General features: G+C 68.7%; 28 protein-coding genes. 24 read left to right on the forward strand and 4 right to left on the reverse strand.

Translation table 11 applies throughout. The annotated features are described in order from the left end of the window. From VKN16_18400 to VKN16_18480, 17 genes are all read left to right on the forward strand, one after another. Nucleotides 1–581, forward strand: a 581-nt coding sequence (locus VKN16_18400) for a lipoyl synthase (GenBank protein ID HME96183.1), incomplete at its 5' end; no start/stop codon positions are given. Beyond that, nucleotides 582–932, forward strand: coding sequence for an NADH-quinone oxidoreductase subunit A (ndhC, locus tag VKN16_18405; protein HME96184.1), 351 nt, complete (start codon nucleotides 582–584; stop codon nucleotides 930–932). After that, a complete protein-coding gene (locus VKN16_18410; protein ID HME96185.1) occupies nucleotides 923–1,381 on the forward strand; it encodes an NADH-quinone oxidoreductase subunit B in 459 nt (152 codons plus the stop codon). Before ndhC ends, VKN16_18410 begins: the two co-directional genes overlap by 10 nt. A gap of 17 nt (nucleotides 1,382–1,398) precedes the next feature. Beyond that, nucleotides 1,399–1,896, forward strand: a complete 498-nt coding sequence (locus tag VKN16_18415) for an NADH-quinone oxidoreductase subunit C (GenBank protein HME96186.1) — start codon at nucleotides 1,399–1,401, stop codon at nucleotides 1,894–1,896. A 119-nt stretch (nucleotides 1,897–2,015) separates the two neighbouring features. Then, a complete protein-coding gene (locus VKN16_18420) occupies nucleotides 2,016–3,389 on the forward strand; it encodes an NADH-quinone oxidoreductase subunit D (protein ID HME96187.1) in 1,374 nt (457 codons plus the stop codon). A gap of 4 nt (nucleotides 3,390–3,393) precedes the next feature. Beyond that, the gene (nuoE, locus tag VKN16_18425) at nucleotides 3,394–3,879 is read left to right on the forward strand and encodes an NADH-quinone oxidoreductase subunit NuoE (protein ID HME96188.1); all 486 of its coding nucleotides are present in this window, start codon (nucleotides 3,394–3,396) and stop codon (nucleotides 3,877–3,879) included. Continuing rightward, a complete protein-coding gene (gene nuoF / locus VKN16_18430) occupies nucleotides 3,879–5,147 on the forward strand; it encodes an NADH-quinone oxidoreductase subunit NuoF (GenBank protein HME96189.1) in 1,269 nt (422 codons plus the stop codon). Before nuoE ends, nuoF begins: the two co-directional genes overlap by 1 nt. After that, nucleotides 5,135–6,733 (forward strand): molybdopterin-dependent oxidoreductase, encoded by a 1,599-nt coding sequence (locus VKN16_18435; GenBank protein ID HME96190.1) that lies wholly within the window; start codon nucleotides 5,135–5,137, stop codon nucleotides 6,731–6,733. The genes nuoF and VKN16_18435 overlap by 13 nt, the downstream gene beginning before the upstream one ends. Next, a complete protein-coding gene (locus tag VKN16_18440) occupies nucleotides 6,733–7,857 on the forward strand; it encodes a complex I subunit 1 family protein (GenBank protein HME96191.1) in 1,125 nt (374 codons plus the stop codon). Before VKN16_18435 ends, VKN16_18440 begins: the two co-directional genes overlap by 1 nt. A 3-nt stretch (nucleotides 7,858–7,860) precedes the next feature. Further along, a complete protein-coding gene (locus VKN16_18445; protein ID HME96192.1) occupies nucleotides 7,861–8,460 on the forward strand; it encodes an NADH-quinone oxidoreductase subunit I in 600 nt (199 codons plus the stop codon). Then, nucleotides 8,457–8,948, forward strand: coding sequence for an NADH-quinone oxidoreductase subunit J (locus VKN16_18450; protein HME96193.1), 492 nt, complete (start codon nucleotides 8,457–8,459; stop codon nucleotides 8,946–8,948). The genes VKN16_18445 and VKN16_18450 overlap by 4 nt, the downstream gene beginning before the upstream one ends. A gap of 1 nt (nucleotide 8,949) precedes the next feature. After that, on the forward strand, nucleotides 8,950–9,252 hold the full coding sequence (gene nuoK / locus VKN16_18455) for an NADH-quinone oxidoreductase subunit NuoK (protein HME96194.1): 303 nt from the start codon (nucleotides 8,950–8,952) through the stop codon (nucleotides 9,250–9,252). A 25-nt stretch (nucleotides 9,253–9,277) separates the two neighbouring features. Then, nucleotides 9,278–10,276, forward strand: coding sequence for a pyruvate dehydrogenase (acetyl-transferring) E1 component subunit alpha (gene pdhA / locus VKN16_18460; GenBank protein ID HME96195.1), 999 nt, complete (start codon nucleotides 9,278–9,280; stop codon nucleotides 10,274–10,276). 4 nt (nucleotides 10,277–10,280) lie between these two features. Then, a complete protein-coding gene (locus VKN16_18465) occupies nucleotides 10,281–11,261 on the forward strand; it encodes a pyruvate dehydrogenase complex E1 component subunit beta (GenBank protein HME96196.1) in 981 nt (326 codons plus the stop codon). Next, entirely contained in the window at nucleotides 11,258–12,622 is a 1,365-nt protein-coding gene (locus VKN16_18470; GenBank protein HME96197.1) for a dihydrolipoamide acetyltransferase family protein, read from the forward strand. The genes VKN16_18465 and VKN16_18470 overlap by 4 nt, the downstream gene beginning before the upstream one ends. A 3-nt stretch (nucleotides 12,623–12,625) precedes the next feature. Next, a complete protein-coding gene (gene lpdA / locus VKN16_18475; GenBank protein HME96198.1) occupies nucleotides 12,626–14,026 on the forward strand; it encodes a dihydrolipoyl dehydrogenase in 1,401 nt (466 codons plus the stop codon). Between the two features lie 63 nt (nucleotides 14,027–14,089). Further along, a complete protein-coding gene (locus VKN16_18480) occupies nucleotides 14,090–15,247 on the forward strand; it encodes an acyl-CoA dehydrogenase family protein (protein HME96199.1) in 1,158 nt (385 codons plus the stop codon). Between the two features lie 63 nt (nucleotides 15,248–15,310). On the opposite strand, the gene VKN16_18485 is transcribed toward VKN16_18480, so the two are convergent. From VKN16_18485 to VKN16_18495, 3 genes are read right to left on the reverse strand one after another with little or no spacing between them, the layout of a single operon-like run. Next, nucleotides 15,311–15,910: a DUF4337 domain-containing protein gene (locus tag VKN16_18485; protein HME96200.1), complete on the reverse strand. Its 600-nt coding sequence runs from the start codon at nucleotides 15,908–15,910 to the stop codon at nucleotides 15,311–15,313. Nucleotides 15,911–15,925: 15 nt separating this feature from the next. Then, nucleotides 15,926–16,243 carry a YtxH domain-containing protein gene (locus tag VKN16_18490; GenBank protein HME96201.1) on the reverse strand — a complete coding sequence of 106 codons (318 nt, stop codon included), beginning with the start codon at nucleotides 16,241–16,243 and terminating at the stop codon, nucleotides 15,926–15,928. A 46-nt stretch (nucleotides 16,244–16,289) separates the two neighbouring features. Continuing rightward, nucleotides 16,290–16,670, reverse strand: coding sequence for a DUF948 domain-containing protein (locus VKN16_18495; protein HME96202.1), 381 nt, complete (start codon nucleotides 16,668–16,670; stop codon nucleotides 16,290–16,292). Between the two features lie 119 nt (nucleotides 16,671–16,789). Between VKN16_18495 and VKN16_18500 the strand changes: the two genes are divergently transcribed. Genes VKN16_18500 through VKN16_18525 form a run of 6 tightly spaced genes read left to right on the forward strand, consistent with a single transcriptional unit; the run spans nucleotide 16,790 to nucleotide 23,426 of the window. Next, nucleotides 16,790–18,340 (forward strand): acyl-CoA carboxylase subunit beta, encoded by a 1,551-nt coding sequence (locus tag VKN16_18500; protein HME96203.1) that lies wholly within the window; start codon nucleotides 16,790–16,792, stop codon nucleotides 18,338–18,340. Continuing rightward, a complete protein-coding gene (locus VKN16_18505; GenBank protein ID HME96204.1) occupies nucleotides 18,337–20,004 on the forward strand; it encodes a methylmalonyl-CoA mutase family protein in 1,668 nt (555 codons plus the stop codon). Before VKN16_18500 ends, VKN16_18505 begins: the two co-directional genes overlap by 4 nt. Continuing rightward, nucleotides 20,005–20,811 carry a hypothetical protein gene (locus VKN16_18510; protein ID HME96205.1) on the forward strand — a complete coding sequence of 269 codons (807 nt, stop codon included), beginning with the start codon at nucleotides 20,005–20,007 and terminating at the stop codon, nucleotides 20,809–20,811. 56 nt (nucleotides 20,812–20,867) lie between these two features. Next, nucleotides 20,868–21,596, forward strand: a complete 729-nt coding sequence (locus VKN16_18515) for a FlgT C-terminal domain-containing protein (protein ID HME96206.1) — start codon at nucleotides 20,868–20,870, stop codon at nucleotides 21,594–21,596. A 23-nt stretch (nucleotides 21,597–21,619) separates the two neighbouring features. Next, entirely contained in the window at nucleotides 21,620–22,621 is a 1,002-nt protein-coding gene (locus VKN16_18520) for a polyprenyl synthetase family protein (protein HME96207.1), read from the forward strand. 16 nt (nucleotides 22,622–22,637) lie between these two features. Further along, the gene (locus VKN16_18525) at nucleotides 22,638–23,426 is read left to right on the forward strand and encodes an SAM-dependent chlorinase/fluorinase (GenBank protein ID HME96208.1); all 789 of its coding nucleotides are present in this window, start codon (nucleotides 22,638–22,640) and stop codon (nucleotides 23,424–23,426) included. A gap of 9 nt (nucleotides 23,427–23,435) precedes the next feature. Here VKN16_18525 and VKN16_18530 read toward each other — a convergent pair whose 3' ends face one another. Next, on the reverse strand, nucleotides 23,436–23,789 hold the full coding sequence (locus VKN16_18530; protein ID HME96209.1) for an FmdB family zinc ribbon protein: 354 nt from the start codon (nucleotides 23,787–23,789) through the stop codon (nucleotides 23,436–23,438). A gap of 24 nt (nucleotides 23,790–23,813) precedes the next feature. Here VKN16_18530 and VKN16_18535 point away from each other — a divergent pair, with 24 nt between their 5' ends. Further along, nucleotides 23,814–24,488: a tetratricopeptide repeat protein gene (locus tag VKN16_18535; protein HME96210.1), complete on the forward strand. Its 675-nt coding sequence runs from the start codon at nucleotides 23,814–23,816 to the stop codon at nucleotides 24,486–24,488. Nucleotides 24,489–24,720: the final 232 nt, after the last annotated feature.

Here is a 24,720-nt window from a genome sequence, read left to right on the forward strand (position 1 = left end):
CGGTGAATCGCGACGACCTCGCCGACGGCGGCGCCGCCCATTTCGCCACGACCACCCGAGCAATCCGCCGGCACGCGCCGCCCTGCCGGATCGAGCTCCTCATCCCGGACTTCCAGGGCAGCGCGGCCGCGCTCGAGACCGTCATCGAGGCGGGGCCCGATGTGCTCAACCACAACACCGAGACGGTGCCGCGGCTCTACAAGGTCGCCCGCCACGGCGGCCGCTACGAGCGGACGCTCGAGCTGTTTCGTCACGCGCGCCGGGTCGCCCCGTCGCTGGTGACGAAGTCGGGCATCATCCTGGGGCTCGGCGAGGAGCGGGAGGAGCTGCTGGCCACCATGGCCGACCTCCGCGCGGCGGACGTGGCCATCCTCACCCTCGGGCAATACCTCCGGCCCTCCGCGAAGCACCTGCCGGTCGCGCGCTTCTACCACCCGGACGAGTTCGCGGAGCTCGCGGAGCGCGGCCGGGAGATGGGATTCGCCCACGTGGAGTCGGGGCCGCTGGTCCGCTCCTCCTATCACGCCAAGCGGCAGACCGATCACGTGACGCAGCCGCAGGCGAGCCGAGCGGATAAGTAAATGGACTACGTCTCCATCCTGATGGTCTTCGCGGTCTCGGCGGTGGTGGCGGGCGCCCTGCTCGGCATCCCGGGCCTCATCGCGCCCAAGCGCATCAGCGCGGTCAAGCAGGCGCCGTTCGAGTGCGGCAAGGATCCGGTCATGCTCCCGGAGGGCCGGTTCGCCATCAAGTTCTCCACCATCGCGATCTTCTTCATCCTGTTCGACATTGAGCTGGTGTTCGTCTGGCCCTGGGCGGCGATGTTCCGGCATCTGGGCTGGTTCGGCTTCGTGGAGATGATCGTCTTCCTGGGCATCCTGATGCTCGGGTTCCTCTACATCTGGAAGAAGCGAGGGCTCGAATGGGAGTAGGAACCTTCTTCACCTCCAAGCTGGATGAGGCCATCGGCTGGGCTCGGAAGTATTCCATCTTCCAGTACCCGTTCGTCACCGCGTGCTGCGGCATGGAGTACATGGCGACGGCGTGCTCGCACTACGACGTCGACCGCTTCGGGGCCGGGCTGCCGCGCTTCTCGCCCCGCCAGGCGGACGTGCTCTTCGTCGTCGGCACGATCAGTCACAAGATGGCGCCGGTGCTCAAGCGAATCTACGACCAGATGTGCGAGCCCAAGTGGGTGGTCGCCTTCGGCGTCTGCACCTGCACGGGAGGGTTCTACGACAACTACGCGACGGTCCAGGGGATCGACACCATCATTCCCGTGGACGTCTACATTCCCGGCTGCCCCCCGCGTCCCGAAAGCGTCATCGACGGCTTGATGAAGCTCCAGGACAAGATCGCGGCGGGCACCCAGCGCTTCTGAGCGGATCGCTCGCCTCCATGGACGGAGCCGCCATTCTCGCTCGCCTGCGCGAGCACCTGGGTGACCGCGCACTCGCGACCCACGACTACCGGGGCGACCACACCGCGGTCATCTCGCGCGAGGGCATCTCGGCCGGGCTCGCGCTGTGCCGCAACGACGCCGCGCTGGGATTCGACCTGCTCGTGGACATCACCGCGGTGGACTACCTGCGCTTCCCGGGCCGGGAGGACGGGCCTCGCTTCGAGGTCATCTATCATCTGTATTCGGTCGCTCACAACCACCGGATCCGGCTCAAGGTGCCGCTCGAGCAAGACGACGCGGTGATCCCGACCGCCTGCGGACTCTGGCCGATCGCCAACTGGCTGGAGCGCGAAGCGTGGGACATGTTCGGCATCCGCTTCGACGGCCACCCGGACCTGCGCCGCTTGCTGATGTACGAAGAGTTCGAGGGCCACCCGCTGCGGAAGGACTACCCGATCAACCGCCGCCAGCCCCTGATCGGGCCGAAGGTGTAGGGCGAGGTGCAGCCGAAGGCGAGCCGAGCAAATACGAGGAAGGGGCGCGCGGAAGCGCGCCGGGGCGAGGTGCAGCCGAAGGCGAGCCGAGCGCACTGGAAAGAGGGCCCAGGGTCGTGATGGCCGACACGAGAGAGCTGTTCCTGAGCGAGGGCGCCACCGCCGGCAGTAGCAGCGGCAGCCAGCACCTCTACGTCAACATGGGGCCGGCGCATCCCGCGATGCACGGCATCGTGCGGATCTTCGCGGAGCTGGACGGCGAGACGGTGGTGAAGGCCGACGTGGAGATCGGCTATCTCCACCGGGCCTTCGAGAAGGACTGCGAGGCGGGCCCGTACAACAACGCGATTCCGTACACGGACCGGCTGAACTACGTCTCCCCGCTCATCAACAATTTCGGCTACAGCTCGGCGATCGAGAAGCTGCTCGGCATCGAGATCACCGACCGCTGCAAGTACATCCGGGTCATCATGAGCGAGATCTCCCGGATCTGCGACCACCTCACCTGCGTGGGCGCGGGGGCGATGGAGGTCGGGGCCTTCACCGTCTTCCTCTACATGATCAAGGCCCGCGAGTTCTTGTGGGAGCTGGTGGAGGACGTCACCGGCGCCCGGCTCACCATCTCCTACGGGCGGGTCGGCGGCGTGAAGGCGGACCTGCCGACCGGCTTCGACCTGAAGGTCAAGAAGGCGTTCGCGGAGACCAGAGAGGTCCTGCAGGAGGTCCACACCCTCATCACCGGCAACCGGATCTTCATGGACCGGCTGGTCGGCGTCGGCGCGCTCTCGAAGGAGGACACCATCGCGTGGGGCATCACCGGTCCGCTGTTGCGTGCCGCCGGCGTGCCCTTCGACCTGCGCAAGGCGCAGCCCTACTGGGCCTACGACCGGATCCCGTTCGAGATCGCGCTCGGCAAGAACGGCGACAACTTCGACCGCTATCTGGTCCGCATGGCCGAGATGGAGCAGTCCATGCGGATCGCCGAGCAGGCGCTCGACGGGCTGCCAGGCGGAGCCATCCAGGTGGACTGGGAAGGCCGCGCCATCGATCCGGCCACCTACGTGGACCTGGGCAAGCAAGGCAAGACCGAGGGCCTGCTGCTCCTCCCGATCAAGCTGTCCCCGAACCTGCTGGGCCAGGATCGGAGCGCCCACGATCGCGTCAACACTCAGGACAAGCGCGTGGTCCTCCCCCCCAAGTCGGACGCCTACGGCTCGATCGAAGGCCTCATGAACCACTTCATGCTGGTCATGGAGGGCTACGGGATCCGCCCGCCCGCCGGCGAGGCCTACTACGCCGTCGAGGGCGCCAACGGGGAGCTGGGATTCTACGTGGTGTCGGACGGCAGCGACCGGCCCTATCGCGTCCATTGCCGCCCGCCCTGCCTGCCTCCGGTGGCCGCGCTGCCGAAGATGATCGAGGGCGAGATGGTCGCCGACATCATCCCCACCTTCGGCTCGGTCAACATGATCGGTGGCGAGCTCGACCGCTAATCTCATGGCCGACGCCAGGCGTCCAGAGTTCAATTCCGACCAGCTCGCCGAGGTGCGGCGGCTGCAGGGACTCTACCCGGACAAGCGCGGCGCGCTCCTCCCGGTGCTGCGACTGGCCCAGGAAACCTTCGGCTACGTGTCGCTCGAGGTCGAGGAGTACGTGGCCGGTCTGTTCGACCTGTCGGCGGCTCACGTCCACGAGGTCGTGACCTTCTACACCCTGTTCTTCCAGCAGCCGCCGGGCCGCCACGTGGTCTCGGTCTGCCACAACCTCTCCTGCCATCTGATGGGCTCCAAGGCCATCGTCCAGCACCTCAGCCAGCGCCTCGGCGTGGCGGTGGGGGAGACGACCGCCGATGGCCGGGTCACCCTCCTCACGGTGGAGTGTCTCTGCGCGTGCGAGCAGGCTCCGATGATGCAGGTGGACGACCGTTACGAGGGGCTGCTCACCCCCGAGAAGGTCGACCACATCCTCGAGGGACTGCGCTGATGGCCGAGAAGGTCTTCACCCGCAACTTCGATCGGCCGAACTCGCACACCCTCGCGGTCTACCGCGAGACCGGCGGCTACACCGCGCTGCCCAAGGCGCTCGCGATGGAGCCGGCCGCGATCACCGAGGAGGTGAAGAAGTCGAACCTTCGCGGACTCGGGGGCGCCGCCTTCCCGACCGGGATGAAGTGGAGCTTCATCCCGAAGGGCTCGACGGACCCGAAGTATCTCGTGATCAACGCCGACGAGGGGGAGCCGGGCACCTTCAAGGATCGCTACCTGCTCGAGCGCGATCCCCACGCCCTGATCGAGGGCATGATCATCGCGGCCCGCGCCATCGATTCGCACCGAGGCTTCGTCTACATCCGCGGCGAGTACGTGCAGCCCTGGCGTGTCTTCAGCGGGGCGGTGAAGGAAGCCTACGAGGCCGGGCTGCTCGGCCAGAACATCCAGGGCTCGGGCTTCGACTTCGACATCGTGGTGCATCGGGGGGCCGGCGCCTACATCTGCGGCGAGGAGACCGGGCTCCTCTCCTCGCTCGAAGGCAAGAAGGGCTGGCCCAAGATCAAGCCCCCGTTCCCGGCGGTGAAGGGCGCCTTCGGGCATCCCACCATCGTGAACAACGTGGAAACGATCGCCGCGGTGCCGCACATCATCAACCGGGGGGCGGCGTGGTTCGCGGGGCTCGGGACCAAGACCCAGGGCGGAACCAGGCTCTACTCGGTGTCGGGCCACGTGGTGAAGCCGGGCGTGGTGGAGGCGCCGGTGTCGGTCACGCTGCGCTCCCTGATCCACGACCACTGCGGCGGCATCCGCCCCGGTCATCGCCTCAAGGCGGTGGTGCCCGGCGGCGGCTCGGCCCCGATCCTCACCGCCGACGAGATCGACGTCACGATGGATGCCGACGGCCTCAAGGCGGCCGGCACCATGATCGGGTCCGCCGGGGTCATCGTCATGGACGAGACCGTGTCCATTCCCGAGGCCCTGATGGTTCTGGCGCGCTTCTACGCCCACGAGTCGTGCGGGCAGTGCACGCCGTGCCGCGAGTCCACCGGCTGGATCTACAAGATGAGCGAGCGGATCGTGGAGGGGAAGGGCCGCAAGGAGGACCTCGACACGATCGTCGACGTCTCCAAGCGCGGGGCCGGCACCACCATCTGCGCCTTCTACGACGGGGCGGTCGGCCCCTACGTGAGCTACATCGAGAAGTTCCGCGAGGAGTTCGAGGCCCTGATCCCCCGTGACAATGAGCCCACATGCCCAAGCTGACGATCGACGGCAAGGAGATCGAGGTCGCCCCGGGCACCAATCTCATCGAGGCGGCTCGCCAGGTTGGCGCGGAGGTGCCCCACTACTGCTATCACCCGGGGCTCAGCATCGCGGGCCAGTGCCGGCTGTGCATGGTGGACATCGAGAAGAACCCACGGCCCCAGATCGGCTGCAACACCCAGGCCGCCGACGGGATGGTCGTCCACACCCGCACCGAGCGGATTCTCGAGACGCGCAAGTCGATCATGGAGTTCCACCTCGTCAACCACCCCCTGGACTGTCCGGTGTGCGACCAGGCGGGGGAGTGCTGGCTGCAGATCTACTACATGCGCCACGGGCTCTACGACCCGCGCATGGTGGACGAGAAGGTTCACAAGCCCAAGGCGGTGCCGCTCGGCCCCCACGTGATCCTGGACGCGGAGCGCTGCATCCTCTGCTCGCGCTGCGTGCGCTTCTGCGACGAGATCACCCACACCGGCGAGCTCGGCATCTTCAACCGCGGCGACCACTCCGAGATCGGCCTGTTCCCGGGCAAGACGCTCGAGAACAAGTACTCGGGTAACGTGATCGACATCTGCCCGGTGGGGGCGCTCACCGACCGAGACTTCCGCTTCCAGGTGCGGGTGTGGTATCTCGACACCGCGCGCTCGATCTGCAACGGTTGTGCGCGGGGTTGCAACGTCGAGGTCCACACCAGCCGCCGGCGCCTGCATCACAACGAGGGCCGGCGGATCGCGCGCATCAAGCCGCGCCACAACGCCGAGGTCAACCAGTGGTGGATCTGCGACGAAGGCCGCTACGGCTTCCGCTGGATCGATGACGACACCCGGCTGCTGACTCCGGTCCGGCGCGAGGGCGGCCGTGACGTCGCGATCGGCTGGGACGACTCGCTGGCCGCCATGGCCGCCGCGCTCAAGCGCTACCGGCCCGAGGAGATCGGCATCCTGGCTTCCCCGAAGATGTCCAACGAAGATCTGTTCGCCCTGCAGCGGATCGCGAGCCACCTCGGGGTGCGGGCGGTGGATCACCGCGTCCCGCCGCAGGCCCCGGGGGACCAGGACGATTTCCTGATCCGCGCCGACAAGAACCCCAATACGCGGGGTGCCGAGCTGATCGGGCTCGGCCAGGCCGAGGCCGCCACGATCCTCGAGGGCGCCCGGCAGGGGCGGATCAAGCTGTTGTGGATCTTCCAGCACGACCTCTTCGACTCGGCGCTGTCCGCCGCCGACGTGACCGCCGCCCTCTCCGGGGCGGAGATGGTCGTGTTCCAGGGGACCAACGCCAACGCCACCAGCGCGGGCGCGCATCTGGTCCTGCCGAGCGCGGCCTACGTCGAGCGCGAAGGCACCTTCACGAACTTCCAGGGGCGCGTGCAGCGGTTCCGCACCGTCGTCGAGCCGCTGGGGGAGGCGATGGCCGACTGGCAGAGCCTGGGCCGCCTGGGCCGCGCGCTGAGCGGCGCCGATCCGGCCTTCGCGGCCACGCGCGCCGAGCAGGTGTTTGCGAGCCTGTCGGGCCAGGTGCCGGCCTTCTCGGGCATGACCTATCGCGGGCTCGCGGACGCGGGCCTCGTCGCGAAGGCCTGATGAGCGGCCTCGCGCTGGACCTGCTGCTGCAGGCGATTCCGGTCGGGTTCGTCATGTTCGTGGTGTTGAACTTCGGCGGCCTGCTCACCTGGGTGGAGCGCAAGCAGTCGGCGATCATGCAGGACCGTATCGGGGCCAACCGGGCGTCGATCTCAATTCTGGGGCTTCGGATCCGCATCCTGGGGCTGCTCCACCCGCTGGCCGACGCGCTGAAGATGCTGACCAAGGAGGACTTCACGCCCGCCCACGCGGACCGGCTGATGTTCAAGCTGGCCCCGTTCGTGTCGGTGTTCTTCGGCCTGGCCGCCTTCGCGTCGATCCCGTTCGGCGACACCCTGCGGATCATGGGGCGCGAGATCCAGCTGCAGGCGGTCACCCTCAACGTGGGTATCCTCTACGTCCTGGCCATGATCTCGATGGGCATCTACGGGCTCATGATGGCGGGCTGGGCGTCGGCCAACAACTACGCGCTGCTCGGCGGGCAGCGGGCGGCTGCCCTCATGATCTCGGCCGAGATCGCGATCGGGGCCTCGATCATGGGCGTGGTCATGGTCTACGGCTCGCTGAACATGCAGGACATCGCGCGGGGCCAGGGACAGCCGCTGCTGCCGCAATACTTCGGCGCCTGGATCCCGGCGTGGGGCGTGCTCACCCAGCCGCTGGCCTTCGTGCTCTTCCTGACCGCGGGCATCGCCTCGACCAAGCGCATTCCCTTCGACACGCCGGAAGGCGAGTCGGAGATCATCGGCTACTTCGTCGAGTACAGCGGGATGAAGTTCGGCATGTTCGCGATGGCCGACTTCCTCGAGACGGTGGTGATCGCGGGCATGACCACCGCCCTGTTCCTGGGCGGCTGGCAGGTGCCGTATCTGCAGCCGACCGGTTTCGTGTTCCCGTGGGGCGCCACCCTCGACCTGCCGCACCTGGCCGTCGTGGCCTTGCAGGTGGGCGCATTCCTGACCAAGGTCGCGGTGATGATCTGGTTCCTGATGCTCATCCGCTGGACGCTGCCGCGCTTCCGCTACGATCAGGCGATGCGCCTGGGGTGGCTGGCCCTCTTCCCGCTGTCGGTGCTCAACATCCTGATCACCGCCGTCGTCCTGCTGACGGTGGGGAAGGCCTGAGCGGTGACGTCCTACCAGACCACCAACACGCCCGCCGATCCGCGTCACTCGAGCCGGCTGAGCCTCCGGCAGCGCTTCTACGTGGTCGAGGTGCTGGCGGGTCTCGCGCTCACCGCGGTGCACTTCTTCGGCAACATGTGGCGCCACACCCTGCGGGTGGTCTTCCGGGTGAAGAGCGCCCGCGGCGCGGTCACCATCCAGTACCCGGACGAGCGGCGGCCCTATTCTCCACGCCTGCGCAGCCTGCACCGGCTGGTCCGGCGCGAGGACGGCTCACCCCGCTGCGTGGCGTGCATGATGTGCGAGACGGTGTGCCCGGCCCACTGCATCTACATCGTGGCCGCCGAGCACCCGAACCCCGAGATCGAGAAGGTGCCCCAGCGGTTCGACATCGATCTCGGCAAGTGCGTGTTCTGCGGCTACTGCGTCGAGGCCTGCCCCGAGGACGCCATCCGCATGGACACCGGCATCCTCGAGTTCTCGGCCTACGACCGCCGCAGCATGATCTACACGAAGGAGACGCTGCTGGCCCTGGAGCCGGCGGGCCCCCACGGGGTGCCGACCTCCCCGATACCGATGCCCCCGTTGCGGAGGCCATCGTGAGCCTGGTCACCTTCTTCGTGCTGGCCGCGCTCGCGGTCGGCTCGGCAGCCGGGTTGCTGCTGCGGCGCAACCCGATCCACAGCGCGCTGTTCCTGGTGGTCAACCTCGGCACCATCGCGGCCCTGTTCCTGACCCTGCGCGCGGAGTTCCTGGCTGCGGTGCAGGTCATCATCTATGCGGGGGCCATCGCGGTGCTGTTCGTCTTCGCGATCATGGTCCTGATCCCGGGCAAGGTGGAGACGGGCCCGGACCCGCTGCGCGGCCAGCGCCTGCTCACGATTCCGGCGGTGGCGGCGCTCCTGATCCTCCTGGCCCTCGTGCTCGGCTCGGCCACCTTCCGGGGCGCGGTGAAGCCGCCGCTGCCCGGGGGGGCGGATGCGGTCGGACGGGTGCTCTTCACCGACTATTTGTTTCCGTTCGAGGTGACCTCGGTGCTCCTCCTGGCCGCCATCGTGGGAGTGATGGCCCTGACGAAGCGGCGGGCGTAGCATGGTTCCCGAGTCGTACTACGTCGCGCTCTCGGCGGTGCTGTTCAGCATGGGCGTGCTGGGGGTTCTGATCCGGCGCGATCCGCTCGTGATCTTCATGTCGATCGAGCTCATGCTCAACGCGGCCAACCTGGCGCTGGTCGCGCTCGGACAGCGGCACGGCACCATCGAGGGACAGGCGCTCGTCTTCTTCGTGATGTGCGTGGCCGCCGCCGAGGTGGCGGTGGGCCTGGCGATCATCGTGGCGATCTTCCGCCTCCGCCGGCGCCTCTCGGTCGACGAGCTCAGCACGCTGCGTGGATAGTCAGGCGGTAGCAAGGAGACAGCAGATGGCCCAGACCAAGACGGCGACTCCGCCGACCCGGCTCGATGCCGAGCTGGCCCGGCGGCTCCTCACCCAGATGGCCCTGATTCGGCGCTTCGAGGAGAAGGCGGCCGAGATGTACGCGCTCGGGAAGATCGGCGGCTTCCTGCACCTCTACATCGGGCAGGAGGCGGTGGCGGTCGGCGCGACGTCGATCCTTCGCCCGGACGACTACGCGGTCTCGTCGTATCGGGAGCACGGCCACTGCCTGGCCAAGGGATCGGACCCGCGCCGGGTCATGGCCGAGCTGTTCGGTCGCATCGACGGGCTCTCCAAGGGCAAGGGCGGGTCGATGCACCTGTTCGACAAGAGCGTGAACTTCCTGGGCGGCCACGGCATCGTGGGCGCGCACCTGCCGCTGGCCGCGGGCGCCGGCTTCGCGATCAGGTACCAGGGCGGCGACCAGGTCGTGCTGTGCTACTTCGGCGACGGGGCGGTGCCCCAGGGCGAGTTCCACGAGTCGATGAACCTGGCCGCGCTCTGGAAGCTGCCGGTGATCTTCATCTGCGAGAACAACCGCTACGCGATGGGCACCGCCATCCACCGGGCGCTCGCCCAGACCGAGATCTGGCGCTTCGCCGAGACCTACGGGATCCCGGGCGAGGCGGTGGACGGCATGGACGTGCTGGCGGTGCGCGAGGTGGTGGGCCGGGCGGTGGAGCGGGCACGCCGGGAGAAGATCCCGACCCTGGTGGAGGCGCGCACCTACCGCTTCCGCGGGCATTCCATGCGGGATCCGGCCGGGGCGGTGTACCGCACCAAGGAGGAGGTCGAGCGGGAGAAGCTTCGCGATCCGATCGCGCTCTTCACCGACCGCTGCCTGAAGGACGGCGTGCTCAGCGAGGCCGACGTCCGGAACGTGGAGAAGGCGGTGAACGACCTGGCCGACGAGGCGGTGGCCTTCGCCGACGCCTCGCCCGAGCCGTCGCCCGAAGAGTTGTTCACGGACGTCTACAAGGACTGACGCCATGGCGGTCATGACCTATCGCGAGGCCCTCAACGTGGCGCTCCGCGAGGAGATGCGGCGGGACCCCCGCGTGTTCCTGATGGGCGAGGAGGTCGGCCTCTACGACGGCGCCTACAAGGTCACCCAGGGGCTGCTCAAGGAGTTCGGCGACAAGCGGATCATCGACACCCCGATCTGTGAATCGGGGTTTACCGGGGTCGGCGTCGGCGCCGCGATGCTCGGGCTGCGGCCGGTGATCGAGATGATGACCTTCAACTTCTCGATCCTCGCTCTCGATCAGATCGTGAACTCGGCCGCGAAGATCTGCTACATGTCCGGCGGCCAGTACAATATTCCGCTGGTTGTTCGCGGGCCGGGCGGGCCGGCCGCTCAGCTCGCGGCGCAGCACTCGCAGTCGATGGAGACGTACTTCTACCACGTCCCGGGCCTCAAGGTGGTGCGCCCCTCCACGCCCGCCGACGCCAAGGGGCTGCTCAAGTCGGCGATCCGCGACGACAACCCGGTGATCTTCATCGAGGCCGAGACGCTGTACGCGGTGAAGGGCGAGGTTCCCGACGATCCCGACTTCCTGATCCCCCTCGGGCAGGCGGTGATCCGACGCGAGGGCACGGACGTGACGGTGGTGGCCTACATGGGCATGCTCTACCGCGCCCTCGAGGTGGCCGAGGAGCTGGCCAAGGAAGGGATCTCGATGGAGATCGTCGACCCGCGGACGCTGCGGCCGATGGACACCGAGACCATCATCGGGTCGGTGCGCAAGACGCACCGGGCCGTGGTGCTCGAAGCGGGCGCCGGCTTTGCGGGCATGGGCTCGGAGATCGCGGCCGAGATCCAGGAGGAGGCCTTCGACGACCTGGACGCGCCGGTCGAGCGGGTGACCGGCGAGAACGCGCCGATGCCCTACGCCAAGAACCTGGAGCTGCTCAAGACTCCGTCGAAGGCCAAGATCGCCGAGGCGATCCGCCGGGTGTGCAACGCATGATCACCAAGGTCTTGATGCCCAAGCTGTCGGACGCCATGGAGACCGGCAAGGTCATCAAGTGGCTCCGCAAGGAGGGCGACACGGTCAAGGGCGGCGACGTCATCGCCGAGATCGAGACCGACAAGGCCAACGTGGAGATCGAGGCGTTCGGCTCGGGTGTGCTCCGGAAGATCGTGGTTCCCGAGGGGGACTCCGTTCCGGTCGGCGACTTGATCGGGGTCATCGCGGATCCCTCCGACGACATCGCGAATCTCGCCGCCGCGCCGAAGCCGGCTGCGCCGAAGCCGGCCGCGGCGCCCCCGGCCACCGCCAACGCGCCGGCCGCCGGCCGGCCGGCGGCGCCCGCTGCCGCCACCGGCCCGCTGCCGGCCATGGAGAGCTATCAGTCGGTGCCGGCGACCACGCAGGTGGTGCCGATGGCTCCCGCGGCGGCCGCGACCGTCCAGCCCGCGGACGGACGCGTCAAGGCCTCGCCGCTCGCCCGCAAGATCGCCGGACAGACCGGCGTGGACCTCCGGCTGATCCAGGGCACGGGGCCGGGGGGGCGCATCATCCGTCGCGACGTCGAGGCCGCGCAGGCCGCCCCGCGTCCGGCCGCCGCGGCGGGCGTCTTGCGCCCCGCGGCCGCGCCGAGTCGCCCGGACGCCGCGGCCTTCGTCGTTCCGCCGCGGCCCGAGGCCGAGTTCGAGGACGTGGCGATGACGCCGATGCGCGCGGCCATCGCCAAGCGCATGCCGATGTCGAAGGCGCCGGTGCCCCACTTCTACGTCACCTCCGAGGTGGACATGGACGCGGCGTGGAAGCTGCGCGAGCAGCTCAACTCGCTCGAGGGGCAGCCGAAGATCTCGGTCACCGACATGGTGGTCAAGGCCACCGCGCTGGCCCTGCGGAAGAATCCGGGGGTCAACGCCCAGCTCAACGGCCAGGCCATCCGGGTGCACCATCGCGCCCACATCGGCCTGGCGGTCGCGCTGGAGCAGGGGCTGATCACGCCGGTGCTCCGGGACTGCGACGTCAAGCCGCTCGGCCGCATCGCGGTCGAGTCGCGCGATCTGGCCGAGCGCGCGCGCGGCGGCAAGCTCCGGGCGCAAGAAATGTCCGGGGCCACGTTCTCGATCTCCAACCTCGGCATGTACGACGTCGAGGAGTTCTCGGCCATCATCAACCCGCCCGAGGGCGCGATCCTGGCGGTGAGCTCGGTGCGGCAGACGCCGGTGGTGGCCGAGGGCGAGATCCGCGTCGGGCGGCGGATGAAGGTGACGATCTCGTGCGACCACCGGGTGATGGACGGGGCGATGGGCGCCCGGTTCCTGCAGGACGTCAAGCGGCTGCTCGAAGAGCCGCTGCGGCTGCTGGTCTAGACGATGGCCGCGCAGGCGTTCGACGTCGTGGTGGTGGGCACCGGTCCGGGCGGCTACGTGTCGGCCATCCGCTGCGCCCAGCTCGGTCTCTCGGTGGCCACCGTGGAGGACGACCGTCCGGGCGGCGTCTGTCTCAACTGGGGCTGCATCCCGACCAAGTCGCTGCTCCGCAATGCCGAGGTCGTGCACCTCTTCGAGCGGGCCGCGGAGTTCGGGATCGCGGTGAACGACTGGAAGGCGGACTACGCCCAGGCGGTGCAGCGCTCGCGCCGAGTCGCCGACCGCATGGCCAAGGGCGTCGAGTTCCTCTTCCGCAAGAACAAGATCACCCTATTCCGGGGCCGGGGCGCGCTCACGAGCGCGAAGGGGGTCGAGGTCACCGGCGGCGCGGACGGCGCCCACACCCTCGAAGCCCGCCGGGCGGTCATTCTCGCCACCGGATCCGAGCCCCGGTCGCTACCCGGCGTCACCATCGACGAGAAGCGGATCATCTCGTCCACCGGCGCGGTCACCAACGAGGGCCGGCCCGGCTCGCTCGTGATCATCGGGGCGGGCGCGGTGGGCATCGAGTTCGCCGACGTCTACGCCACGTACGGGGTGAAGGTCACCGTGCTGGAGGCGTTGCCGCGCGTGCTGCCGGTCGAGGACGAGGAAGTCTCGGCCCTCATCACCCGTCTCTTCTCCCGTCGGGACATCGCCATCCGCACCGGCGCGAAGGTGAAGTCGGTGACGCCGGGCGCCTCCGGGATCGCGGTGGCGGTGGAGGCCGAGGGCAAGACCGACACCGTCCAGGCGGATCAGGTGCTGATGGCGGTGGGACGCGCCGCGCGAACGAAGGGACTCGGGCTCGAGGCGCTCTCGGTCGCCACCGAGCGGGGCTTCGTGACGGTGTCGGCCGCCATGGAGACGTCGGTGAAGGGCCTCTACGCCATCGGGGACATGGCCGGCCACCAGATGCTCGCGCACAAGGCCATGGCCGAGGGCGTGGTGGCCGCGGAGGCGATCGCGGGCCAGAGCCCACGGCCGGTGGACTACGGCAACGTGCCGTCGTGCACCTATTGCCGGCCGCAGGTGGCCTCGATCGGCGTCTCGGAGGCCACCGCGCGCGCGGGCGGGCGCGAGATCGCGGTGGGGAAGTTCCCGTTCACCGCCAGCGGGAAGGCGGTGGCGCTGGGCGAGACCGACGGCTTCATCAAGGTGGTGGCGGACAAGACCACCGGCGAGCTGCTCGGCGTGCACATCGTCGGCCCCGAGGCCACCGAGCTGATCCACGAGTTCGCGGTGGGACGGACGCTCGAGGCCACGCTGGAGGAGATCGTCCACACCATCCACGCCCACCCCACGCTCTCCGAGGCGGCCCTCGAGGCGACGCTCGCCGCCCTCGGCCATCCGATCCACATCTAGCGATCTCTCGCCAGTCTCCCTCTCCCCACCGGGGAGCGGGCAGGGTGAGGGGAGGCCGAGACCATGGACTTCACGCTGACCCCCGCGCAGGAAACGCTGCGGCGCTCCGCGCGCGAGCTGGCCGATCAGGTCTTCCGCGCCCGGGCCGCGCGCTGGGACGCCGACGAGGAGTATCCCTGGGACAACGTCAAGGACCTGGTGAGCGCCGGCTTCATGGGGCTCACCATCCCGAAGCAGTACGGCGGACCGGGCGCGTCCATCCTCGAGGTGCTCCTGGTCGTCGAGGAGATCGCCCGCGTGTGCGGCGTGACCGCCCGGATCGTGGTCGAGGGAAGCCTCGGTGTGGTGGGCGCGCTGGCCGCCTACGGCAGCGAGACGCAGAAGCGCCGGTACTTTCCCTGGGTGCTGGAGGGCGACAAGCCGGCCATCGCGATCACCGAGCCGGAGGCCGGCTCCGCCGCGACCGATCTGGCGACCCGCGCCGACGAATCTCCGGAGGGCTACGCGCTCACCGGGGAGAAGCGGTGGATCACCGGCGCCGGTACCTCGCGGCTCTATCTCGTGTACTGCCGAATGAGCGGTGCTCCCGGAGCCGGCGGCATCGGGGGCATCCTGGTCGAGCGAGACACGCCGGGCTTTCGCATCGGAGAGCGGGACCGGACCATGGGATTGCGCGGCATCCCGGAGGGCCGACTCCACTTCGAGCGCTGCCACGTGGGCAAAGATCAGGTGCTCGTGGGGCCCGGCGACGGATTCAAGAAGCTCATGCAGGCCTACAACGGCCAGCGCCTGGGCGCGGCCACCGTCGCGCTCGGGCTCGCGCAGGGGGCGTACGAGCTGGCGCTGGACTACGCGGGCCGGCGCCGCCAGTTCGGCCGGGCCATCGGTGACTTCCAGGGCATCCGCTGGAAGCTGGCCGACATGGCGATCCGCCTGGACGCGGCCCGTCTGCTCATCCATCGGGCCGCGGTGAATGCGGGCTCCGGCTTCCCCGACGCGCTGGAGGCGGCCAAGGCCAAGACCTTCGCGGCCGAGACGGCGCAGGAGGTGACGGGCCAGGCGCTGCAGATCCACGGCGCGGCCGGGTACGGGCGCGGCCTGCCGGTGGAGCGGATGGTGCGCGACGCCCGCATGTTCGCGATCGGCGGCGGGACGGTGGAGATGATGCGCAACCTGATCGCCGACCGGCTGCTGCCGACCCGGGCCGACTTCCGGCGCTAACGCGCGGGCCCGGGGCGAACCCCCCGGCTCGGAGCGGCGGCGCGTCAGTGGAGCGGCGGCGCGTCAGTGATGACCGCCGTGCAGGAAGGACAGCTCGAAGAAGCTCCAGTACCCGTTGGCGGTGAGCACCGCGCCCACCACCGCGACCACCAGGCTGAACGAGAAGATCAGGCGCGAGCGCGCCAGGATCGACACCGACGACATCACGATCGCGATCTGCAGGAGTGCCTCCGCGATCAGGAAGTAGGGATCGCGGGCCTGGTACGAGTCGCGCACGTTCTCGAGCTTCTTGGCCTCCTTCTCGATGTCCTTCTTCTCGGCGCCGTAGCGCTGCTCCTCCTCATCGAGCTTGGCCAGGAGCGCCTCGAGCTTCCGCCGCGCTTCCGGCTTCATGGTGGCGTCGCGCTCGGCGAGCTCGGCCTCGAGGCGCAGCTTCTGGCCGCGGTAGAGGTGCTCGCGGATGACCTTGGCCTGGTAGAAGGCCCACTGATCGGAGGACTGCTGCTGGGCGAGCAGCATCTCCTTCATCGCGTGGTTGCCGCCGAGGGCCGCGATGGCCAGGACCACCGCGAAGATGGCCGTGACCAGCGCGACCCGCCGGCTGAAGTGACTGACCGAGTGCTCGTGCAGCTCTTCGGGATTGGGTAGCTCGACCTCGGCCATTCGCGGGGATCGGTTCTAGTTGCTGGTGGACCGACCCCGAGTGATCTCGTCCTTCATCGCGGAGCGGCCCGCCTCGAAGGCAGAGCTCAGCCGTTGCGCCTGCTCCTCGAAGTACTCGCGGCCGCGCTCGAAGAGATCGCCGGCCCGATTCTGCGCCTGGCCCGCCGCGTCCTGGGCCCGCTTGAAGAGATCACCGCCGTGCTCGGCGAGCAGCTCGCGCGCCTCGCGTCCGGTCTTGGGAGTGAGCAGGACGGCGGTGGCCGCGCCCGCGATGGCCCCGAGGAAGAACCAGCCGAGATAACCCGCCGCGTCGATTCCGCGCTCTTCACTCATGGTCTTGTTCTCCTTTGTGGCTCGTGTTGTCGATCCGGTCCTCTGGTCAGTGTCGCCGATCCTTGATCCGGTCGAGGAAGGCCTCGACGCCGCGCTTGAGGCCGACCGCGAGGCCCGCGTACTGCCCGACGCGGGTCAGCCCGCCGACCGCGGTGGCGACTCGCGCGACCGCGACCGAGATGTCCTCCACCCGGTCCACGACGTTCCCGATCCGATCGATGCTGTCGTTGGCCTTGTGCGAGAGCTTCTGCAGCTCCGCGGTCAGGCGCTCGAGCTCGCCGGCCATCGGTCGGATCTCGCGCTCCACGACCGCCAGCACGCTCTCGGCCCGCTGCGCGGTCCTCCTGAACGCGAGCAGCGTGGAGATCACGACCGCGGTGAGCGCCACCATGCAGGCGAGGATGACGCCGACAGCCAGAGGGCTCATCGGAGGGTCAGTATGGCAGGCGGGATGCGGCAAGTCAATGAAACCGCCCGAGAAGCGCCCGCATTCATTGACTTTCCCGGTCGGCGGCCCCTATACTCCGCTACCACAGGTAGCCTGCCATGCCCCTCCAGGATCGCTTCGACGAGCTCCGGCGCCGCAACGAGGCGGCCGACCTTGCCGGCGGTGCCGAGCGCATCGCGCGCCAGCACAAGGCGGGCAAGAAGACGGCCCGCGAGCGCGTCGAGCTGTTGCTGGACAAGGGCTCCTTCGCCGAGATCGATCGCCTGGTCGTGCACCAGAGCCACGATTTCGGGATGGACGATCAGCGAATCCCGGGCGACGGGGTGGTCACCGGCTCCGGGCGCATCCACGGCCGGCCGGTCTTCGTGTTCGCGCAGGACTTCACGGTGTTCGGCGGCTCGCTCTCCGAGGCCTACGCGCGGAAGATCTGCAAGATCATGGACCTCGCCATGAAGACCGGCACCCCGATCGTGGGGCTGAACGACTCGGGAGGCGCGCGGATCCAGGAGGGCGTGGTCTCGCTGGCCGGGTATGCCGACATCTTCCTGCGCAACACGCTCGCCTCGGGCGTGGTGCCCCAGATCTCCGCGATCATGGGCCCGTGCGCGGGCGGCGCGGTCTACTCGCCCGCCATCACCGACTTCGTGTTCATGGTCAAGAACAGCTCGTACATGTTCGTGACCGGCCCCGATGTCATCAAGGCGGTCACCCACGAGGAGGTCTCGTTCGAGGATCTGGGCGGGGCCTCCACCCACGGAGCCACGTCGGGCGTCGCCCACTTCGCGGCCGAGAACGAGGAGGAATGCCTCGCCCTCATCCGGGAATTGCTCACGTTCCTGCCCCAGAACAACGCGGAGGATCCTCCGATCCGTCCCTCGCTCGACCCGGTGGATCGGGTCGACGAGGAGCTGCAGACGGTGGTGCCCGACCAGCCGAACCGACCCTACGACATCAAGGACATCGTGCGGCCGGTGCTCGACGACCGGTACTTCTTCGAGGTCCACGCCGACTACGCGCCGAACCTCGTGATCGGGTTCGGACGCCTCGGAGGACGGCCGGTGGGCATCGTGGCCAACCAGCCCGCCCATCTCGCCGGCTGCCTCGACATCAACGCCTCGCTCAAGGGCGCGCGCTTCGTGCGCTTCTGCGACTGCTTCAACATCCCGATCGTGACCTTCGAGGACGTGCCCGGCTTTCTCCCCGGCACCGCCCAGGAGTTCGGCGGTATCATCAAGCACGGCGCCAAGCTGCTCTTCGCCTTCTGCGAGGCCACGGTGCCGAAGCTCACCGTGATCACGCGGAAGGCCTACGGGGGCGCCTACTGTGTGATGTCGTCCAAGCACATCCGGGGTGATGTCAACTTTGCGTTTCCCACCGCCGAGATCGCGGTGATGGGCCCGGACGGCGCGGTGAACATCCTCTACCGACGCGAGGTGGACGGGGCGACCGATCCCGCGGCGCTCAAGGACGAGAAGGTGCGCGAATACCGCGAGAAGTTCGCGAATCCCTACGCGGCGGCGGAGCGCGGCTACATCGACGAGGTGATCGAGCCGCGGGATACCCGCCGGCGGCTCATCCAGGCCCTCGAGGTCCTGCACACCAAGCGCGACGTGAACCCGCCGAAGAAGCACGGCAATATCCCGCTATGACCCCGGACGAGCAGGCGCGGTTCCAGCAGGCCCGCCGGACGTGGGAGGAGCGCGTCCTCCGGCCCTCGCTCGCCCGCTCCCCCGAGCGGGCGAACTTCGCGGACTCCAGCGGCGCCCCCCTGGACGGTCTGAACACGCCGGCGGACACCGCGGCGGTGGACTACGTGCGGGACCTGGGCTTCCCGGGCGAGTTCCCGTTCACGCGCGGGGTCCAGCCCACCATGTACCGCGGCCGCTTCTGGACGATGCGCCAGTACGCGGGCTTCGGCTCGGCGAGCGAGACCAATCGCCGCTTCCGCTACCTGCTCGAGCAGGGCCAGAGCGGGCTCAGCGTGGCCTTCGACCTGCCGACCCAGATGGGCTACGACGCCGATCACGAGGTGGCCCGCAGCGAGGTCGGCAAGGTCGGCGTGGCCATCTCGAGCGTCGAGGACATGGCCGCCCTCTTCGAGGCCATTCCGCTCGACCGCGTCTCCACCTCGATGACCATCAACGCCACCGCCTCGATCCTGCTCTGCCTGTACATGGCGGTGGGCGAGCGTCAGGGCGTGGCCGCGGACCGGCTCTCCGGCACCGTCCAGAACGACATCCTGAAGGAGTACGTCGCGCGCGGCACCTACGTCTTCCCGCCCGGCCCGTCCATGCGGCTGATCACCGACATGTTCGCGTTCTGCCGCGAGCGGGTGCCGCGCTGGAACACGATCTCGATCTCCGGCTACCACCTGCGCGAGGCCGGCTCCACCGCCGCGCAGGAAGTCGCGTTCACCCTGGCCAACGGCATCGCCTACGTGACCGCGGCCCAGGAGGCCGGCCTCAAGGTCGACGAGTTCGCGCCCCAGCTCTCCTTCTTCTTCAACGCCCACAACAACCTGCTCGAGGAGGTGGCCAAGTTCCGGGCCGCCCGGCGACTGTGGGCGCGGATCATGAAAGACCGCTTCGACGCGAAGGACCCGCGGTCGCAGATGCTGCGGTTCCACGCCCAGACCGCGGGCAGCATGCTGACCGCCCAGCAGCCCGAGAACAACATCGTGCGGGTCGCGGTGCAGGCGCTCGCGGCGGTGCTGGGCGGCTGTCAGTCGCTGCACACCAACTCGATGGACGAGGCGCTGTCGCTGCCCAGCGAGGCCGCGGTGCGCATCGCGCTCCGCACCCAGCAGATCCTCGCCCACGAGTCCGGGGTGGCCGACATCGTCGATCCGCTCGGCGGCTCCTACACCATCGAGCGGGCCACGAAGCGGATCGAGGAGGAGGCGGAGACCTACATCGCCAAGATCGACGGCATGGGCGGCTCGGTGCACGCGATCCCGTTCATGCAGCGCGAGATCCAGGAGGCGGCCTACCGCTACCAGCAGGAGGTGGAGGGCAAGCAGCGGGTGGTGGTCGGCGTCAACGAGTTCGCGATGGACGAGGCGCCTCCCGGGAACCTCTTCCAGGTGGATCCCGCGGTGGGCCAGGCCATCATCGAGCGTCTGAGCGAGCTGCGCCGCAACCGTGACGCCTCGGCGGCGGCGCGTGCCCTCGAGGCGGTGGACCGCGCCGCCCGCGGTCGCGACAACCTGATGCCCCACATCCTCGCCGCGGTGCGGGTCCAGGTCACGCTCGGCGAGATCTGCGACACCGTGAGGCGCGTCTTCGGCATGCACCAGCCCTCGGTGGTCTTCTAGGTGGCGACGCGCTGGGCCGGACTGCTCCTGCCCGCATTCGTCCTCGGGGTGGTATCCACGACAGCGGCCGGGACCGCGGACCAGGTCGGCGCGACCTTCACGCTCATGCTCCCGGAAGTGGTCGGCGCGTTCCGGCCCGCCGAAGGCATGGTGGCCCAGGTCGACGGTGACCGTCTCTTCATCGACCTCGCCGAGAAGGACGGCGTCCAGCCCGGTCAGGAGTACTCGGTCTACCGAAAGGGCGATGTCTTCCGTCACCCGGTGAACGGACGGCCGCTGGGCCGACACGAGAGCGTGCTCGGCTACGCCCAGATCCTCCGCGTGCACCCCCAGTACTCCGAGGCGCTGTTCGTGCCCGAGGATAGCCGAACCCCGCCGCCCCAGCCCGAGGACGGCGTGCGCATCACGAAGGGCCGTATCCGCGTCGCGGTCGCCCCCGCCACGGACCTGACCAAGGCCAAGGCGGATCTGCGACGGGTGCCGTTCATGATGGCGCATGCGCTGGAGCTCACCAAGCGCTTCCAGGTCGCCGACCCCGCCGCGGTGCAGGAGTACCTGCTCGGCCAGAAGACGCGGAGCGAGGAGCTGCTGGTGAGCCCGGCCAAGGCCAAGGCCTCCGGCCGAAGCCTGGAAGTGGCCGGCTGGCTGGTGCCGGTGCTCATCGAGCGGCGCGGCATCACGTATCTCGACGTCACCTGGGTGTCCGCGGTGACCGGCACCGCCCTCTTCTCGCGGAGAGCGGCCCTGAGCCGGTCGGAGGGTGCCGCCGAGCAGCGCTTCCCGTGGGAGCCGGTGCCGACGGACTAGCCGGCCAACGTGGAAGTCCGGGTAGAGACAGCAGTTCTGGTATGCTGGTGGTCGTCATGAACACCCTTCGGTGCTGCCACCGGTTCGCCCTCGCGGGTCTCATCCTGATCGCGGTCTCCGGCTGCGGCGGCCGGAGCTGGCGAGAGTACGCCGGGCTCACCAGTCCGAGCGATCCGTCGGTGTCCTTACGGGCCACCGAGCCGAAATGGCTTCTGATCAAGAACCCGCGGTGCTGCGACATCGCCAGCGAGCCCGAGTACATCTGGGTCGAGGAGGACAAGGTCCCCACGACCATGAAGTCGTTCGTGTTCGGCCAATCGACGCTCCTGGCGTCGCCCGAGATCGTATCGAAGTACGGCTCGCCCCCCGGCGGTGGTCGGGTCAGCCCGCGGCAGGGCGGAGCCTACAAGCTCGAGAACACCGTACCGACGGTGCCGACCTCGCGCAGCGCCGCAGTGGTGGCGGCGCCCACCACCCGGACCGACGCGGCCGCCGCGATCCCGGCCCAGCCGGCCACCCGCGGCTACGTGGTGTTCGTGGACACGTCTCGCGTCATCATCGACCTGGCTGCGGCCGACGGCGTCAAGGTCGGCACCAACGTGAGCGTGAGGCGCGACAAGATCGCCATCGTCCATCCCATCACCGGCGAGATGCTGGGTGAGCTGGACGAGGAGGTGGCCGCCGGGCGGGTCGTGGAGGTGAAGGACAAGTTCTCGGTCGTCGAGGTCCAGAAGGCGGCCGCGGGAGCGCAGGTCCAGGTCAAGGACCGGGTAGTGCTCCGGTAACCAGCGGGTCGCTGTCTCACCCGGTGAAAGCCCCCACGCCACTCGAGGCACTCCTCAAGGATCGTGTCGCCCTCGCGATCGGCGCCGAGCTCGGCGCGATCGAGGCGGCCATCGGGCGCGAGATCGAATCGCCCGTGCCGCTCATCCACGAGATGGGCGAGTTCATCGCCGGGGCCGGCGGGAAGCGGCTACGGCCGATCCTGCTCCTCATCGCGGCCCGGCTCGCCGGGTATCAGGGGCCGCGCGCGGTCCGCATGGGCTGCGTCGTGGAGCTGCTCCATACCGCCACCCTCATCCACGACGACGTGGTCGACCAGGCCCCGCTTCGTCGCGGCCGGCCGTCCGCCAACGCGCGCTGGGGAGACGACGCCTCGATCCTGGTGGGTGACCACCTCTACTCGAAGTCCTTCGCCTTGATGGTCCAGGACGGCGACGCCCGCGTGCTGGAGACGCTCGCCCGCGCCACCGTGTCGATGACCGAGGCCGAGGTCTTCCAGCTCGAGCGCAAGCGCGGCGGAATCACCGGCGAGGCCGACTACCTGCGGATCATCACGCAGAAGACCGCATCGTTCATGTCGGCGTGTTGCCGCATCGGGGCGCTCCTGGGGCGGGCCGACGAGGGGCAGATCGAAGGGTTGACCCGCTATGGCCTGGACATCGGGATCGCATTCCAGATCAGCGACGACTCGCTCGACTTCGTCGCCGACCAGGCACGGCTCGGCAAGGCGGTCGGCGCCGATCTCAAGGAAGGCAAGCGGACGCTGCCGCTGATCGCCACCGTAGAGCGCGCCGGCCCCGCCGACCGCGATCGCATCCAGACCCTGTTGAAGCGCCCCGCGCTCGAGCCCGACGAGATCGAGGAGATCCGGCGGCTGGTGGTCAAGCACGCGGGGGTCGAGTACGCGCTCGACCGCGCTCACCAGTACGCGCAGAGCGCCAAGGCCGCGCTCCGCCCGTTTCCGGATTCCGAGGACAAGGAGACGCTGGTGCTGGTCGCGGATTTCGTCGTCGACCGGGACCGCTAGCCCGGAGTCCGGCTCTCTGGGCTCGCCTCTCGTCACGCTCACCACCGATTTCGGGCTGCGCGATCCCTTCGTGGGGATCATGAAGGGCGTGATCCTCTCGATCTGCCCTTCCGCCCGGCTCGTGGATCTGACCCACGACCTGCCGCCCCAGGACATCGTGGCCGGGGCGCTGGCTCTGGAGTCCGCGGTGCCGTTCTTTCCGCCCGGCACCGTGCACCTGGCGGTGGTGGATCCAGGGGTCGGGACGGCGAGGCGTGCCCTGGCGGTGCGCGCCGATGGCCGGTACCTCGTCGGCCCCGACAACGGCCTCCTCACCCTTGCGCTCGGGCGGGCGCAATGGAACGCGGTGTCGGTCACCGCGCCGGAATACCGGCTGCCCGAAGTCAGCCAGACCTTCCATGGACGTGACATCTTCGCTCCGGCCGCGGCGTACCTGGCAGCCGGGGTTCCGCTGGAGCGATTGGGTTCGCCCGTGACCGACCCGGTGCGGCTCTCGCTGCCCGGCTGTCGGATGGATGGCGGCTGGCTCGTCGGCGAGGTCCTCGACGCCGATCGCTTCGGCAACCTCGTCACCTCGATTCCCGGCGTCCGCCTGGAAGCACTGGTCGGTCACGGCTCCGCCGTCTTCGAGGTGTCCGGGCGATCCCTGCGCCTGGTGCGCTCCTACGACGAGGGAGACGACGGCACTCCCGCGGCCATCGTGGGCTCGACGGGTCGGCTCGAGGTCTTCGTGAGGGGAGGTAGCGCGAGCGACGCCCTGGCGGCTCGGCGTGGTACCCCGGTGCGTGTCACGCGGGGCGCATAGAGCGAGGCGTCAGGAGGGCTTGGTCGTCGAGGATGCGGGGGCCGCGGCGCCGTCCGTGCTAGACTTGCTCTCCGATGACGCCGCCGGCTTGGATTCGGCGCTTCCGCCATCCTTCGCAGAAGAGGTTTCCTTCGCCGGCGCTTCCTTCCCGCTCGATTCGGTGCTCGTGGCCTTCTTCCGCGCGTCCGACGGGTAGTCCGTGACGTACCAGCCCTCGCCTTTCAGGATGAATGGTGCGGCCGACAGGAGCCGATGGATCGGACCGCCACAGCGATCGCACGTCTCGAGCGCAGGCTCTGTGATCCGCTGCCTGACCTCGAAGACGCGTGGGCATTTGGGGCATTCGTACTCGTAGGTGGGCATGAAACAAAGGAATACATGGCGATCATGAGAGTGTCAAGGCACGGCGTCGGGCTGGCACTGCTGCTCGCTGTGGCGTGTCTGCCCGCGTGCGCCAATATCGCGGCCCAGGAAGAGATCCGCCGGCTCGAAGCGCGCTCGGCCTACGAATCGGGCGTGAAGTCCATTGCCGAGAACCGCGTTTCCCTCGGATTGTCCTCCCTCCGCATGGCCGCGGAGATCGAGCCCCAGAACCCGCTCTATCACAATGCGGTCGGCGCGGTGCTCCTGAACGTGGGCCGGTATCCGGAAGCTCAGGCCGAGTTCCAGAAGGCGGTGGAGCTCGATCCGACCTACGCCGACGCCTTCCACAATCTGGGATCTGCCTATGCCGAGCAGGCCAAGTGGGAGGACGCCATCCTGGCCTATCGCAAGGCCCTCGCCCAGACCATCTACGCCAGCCCCGAGAACACGTACAACAATCTCGGGTACGCGTACTGGGCACTCGATCGGCGGAAGGAAGCCGAGGAGGCCTTCCGCTCCGCGCTTCAGTTCGAGCCCAAGCTGGTTCCCTCGCACTTCTGGCTCGGGGTGATCCTCGAAAAGGACGGGCGCAAGGACGAGGCCCGGCTGCACTTCCAGGCGGCTCGGGATCTGGAGCCCGGATCCATGCTCGGAAAGCGGGCCGCCGAGGTGCTGAAAGCGATGGGAGATAGCAAGTAAGTAGTTGTTTTGATTAGCCGCTTGCAAGTGTCAGATTTCCGGCTTTTTTCTTGACCCGCGAAATGGGTTCGCGGTAAAAAGGTCAAGCATTTTCCTATTCTTTTTCTCCCAGGGAGGTGACAGCGCAAGACATACGCTTCTCCAGTCGTACCGTCGTTGCGCACATCGTAGGCATTCAGTAAGCACAAGCAGTCAGAACGAACGTCATCAACCTGATTGAGGAGAGCCTAAT

This window comes from Candidatus Methylomirabilota bacterium, assembly GCA_035315345.1.
In the GTDB taxonomy this organism is placed as follows: domain Bacteria; phylum Methylomirabilota; class Methylomirabilia; order Rokubacteriales; family CSP1-6; genus CAMLFJ01.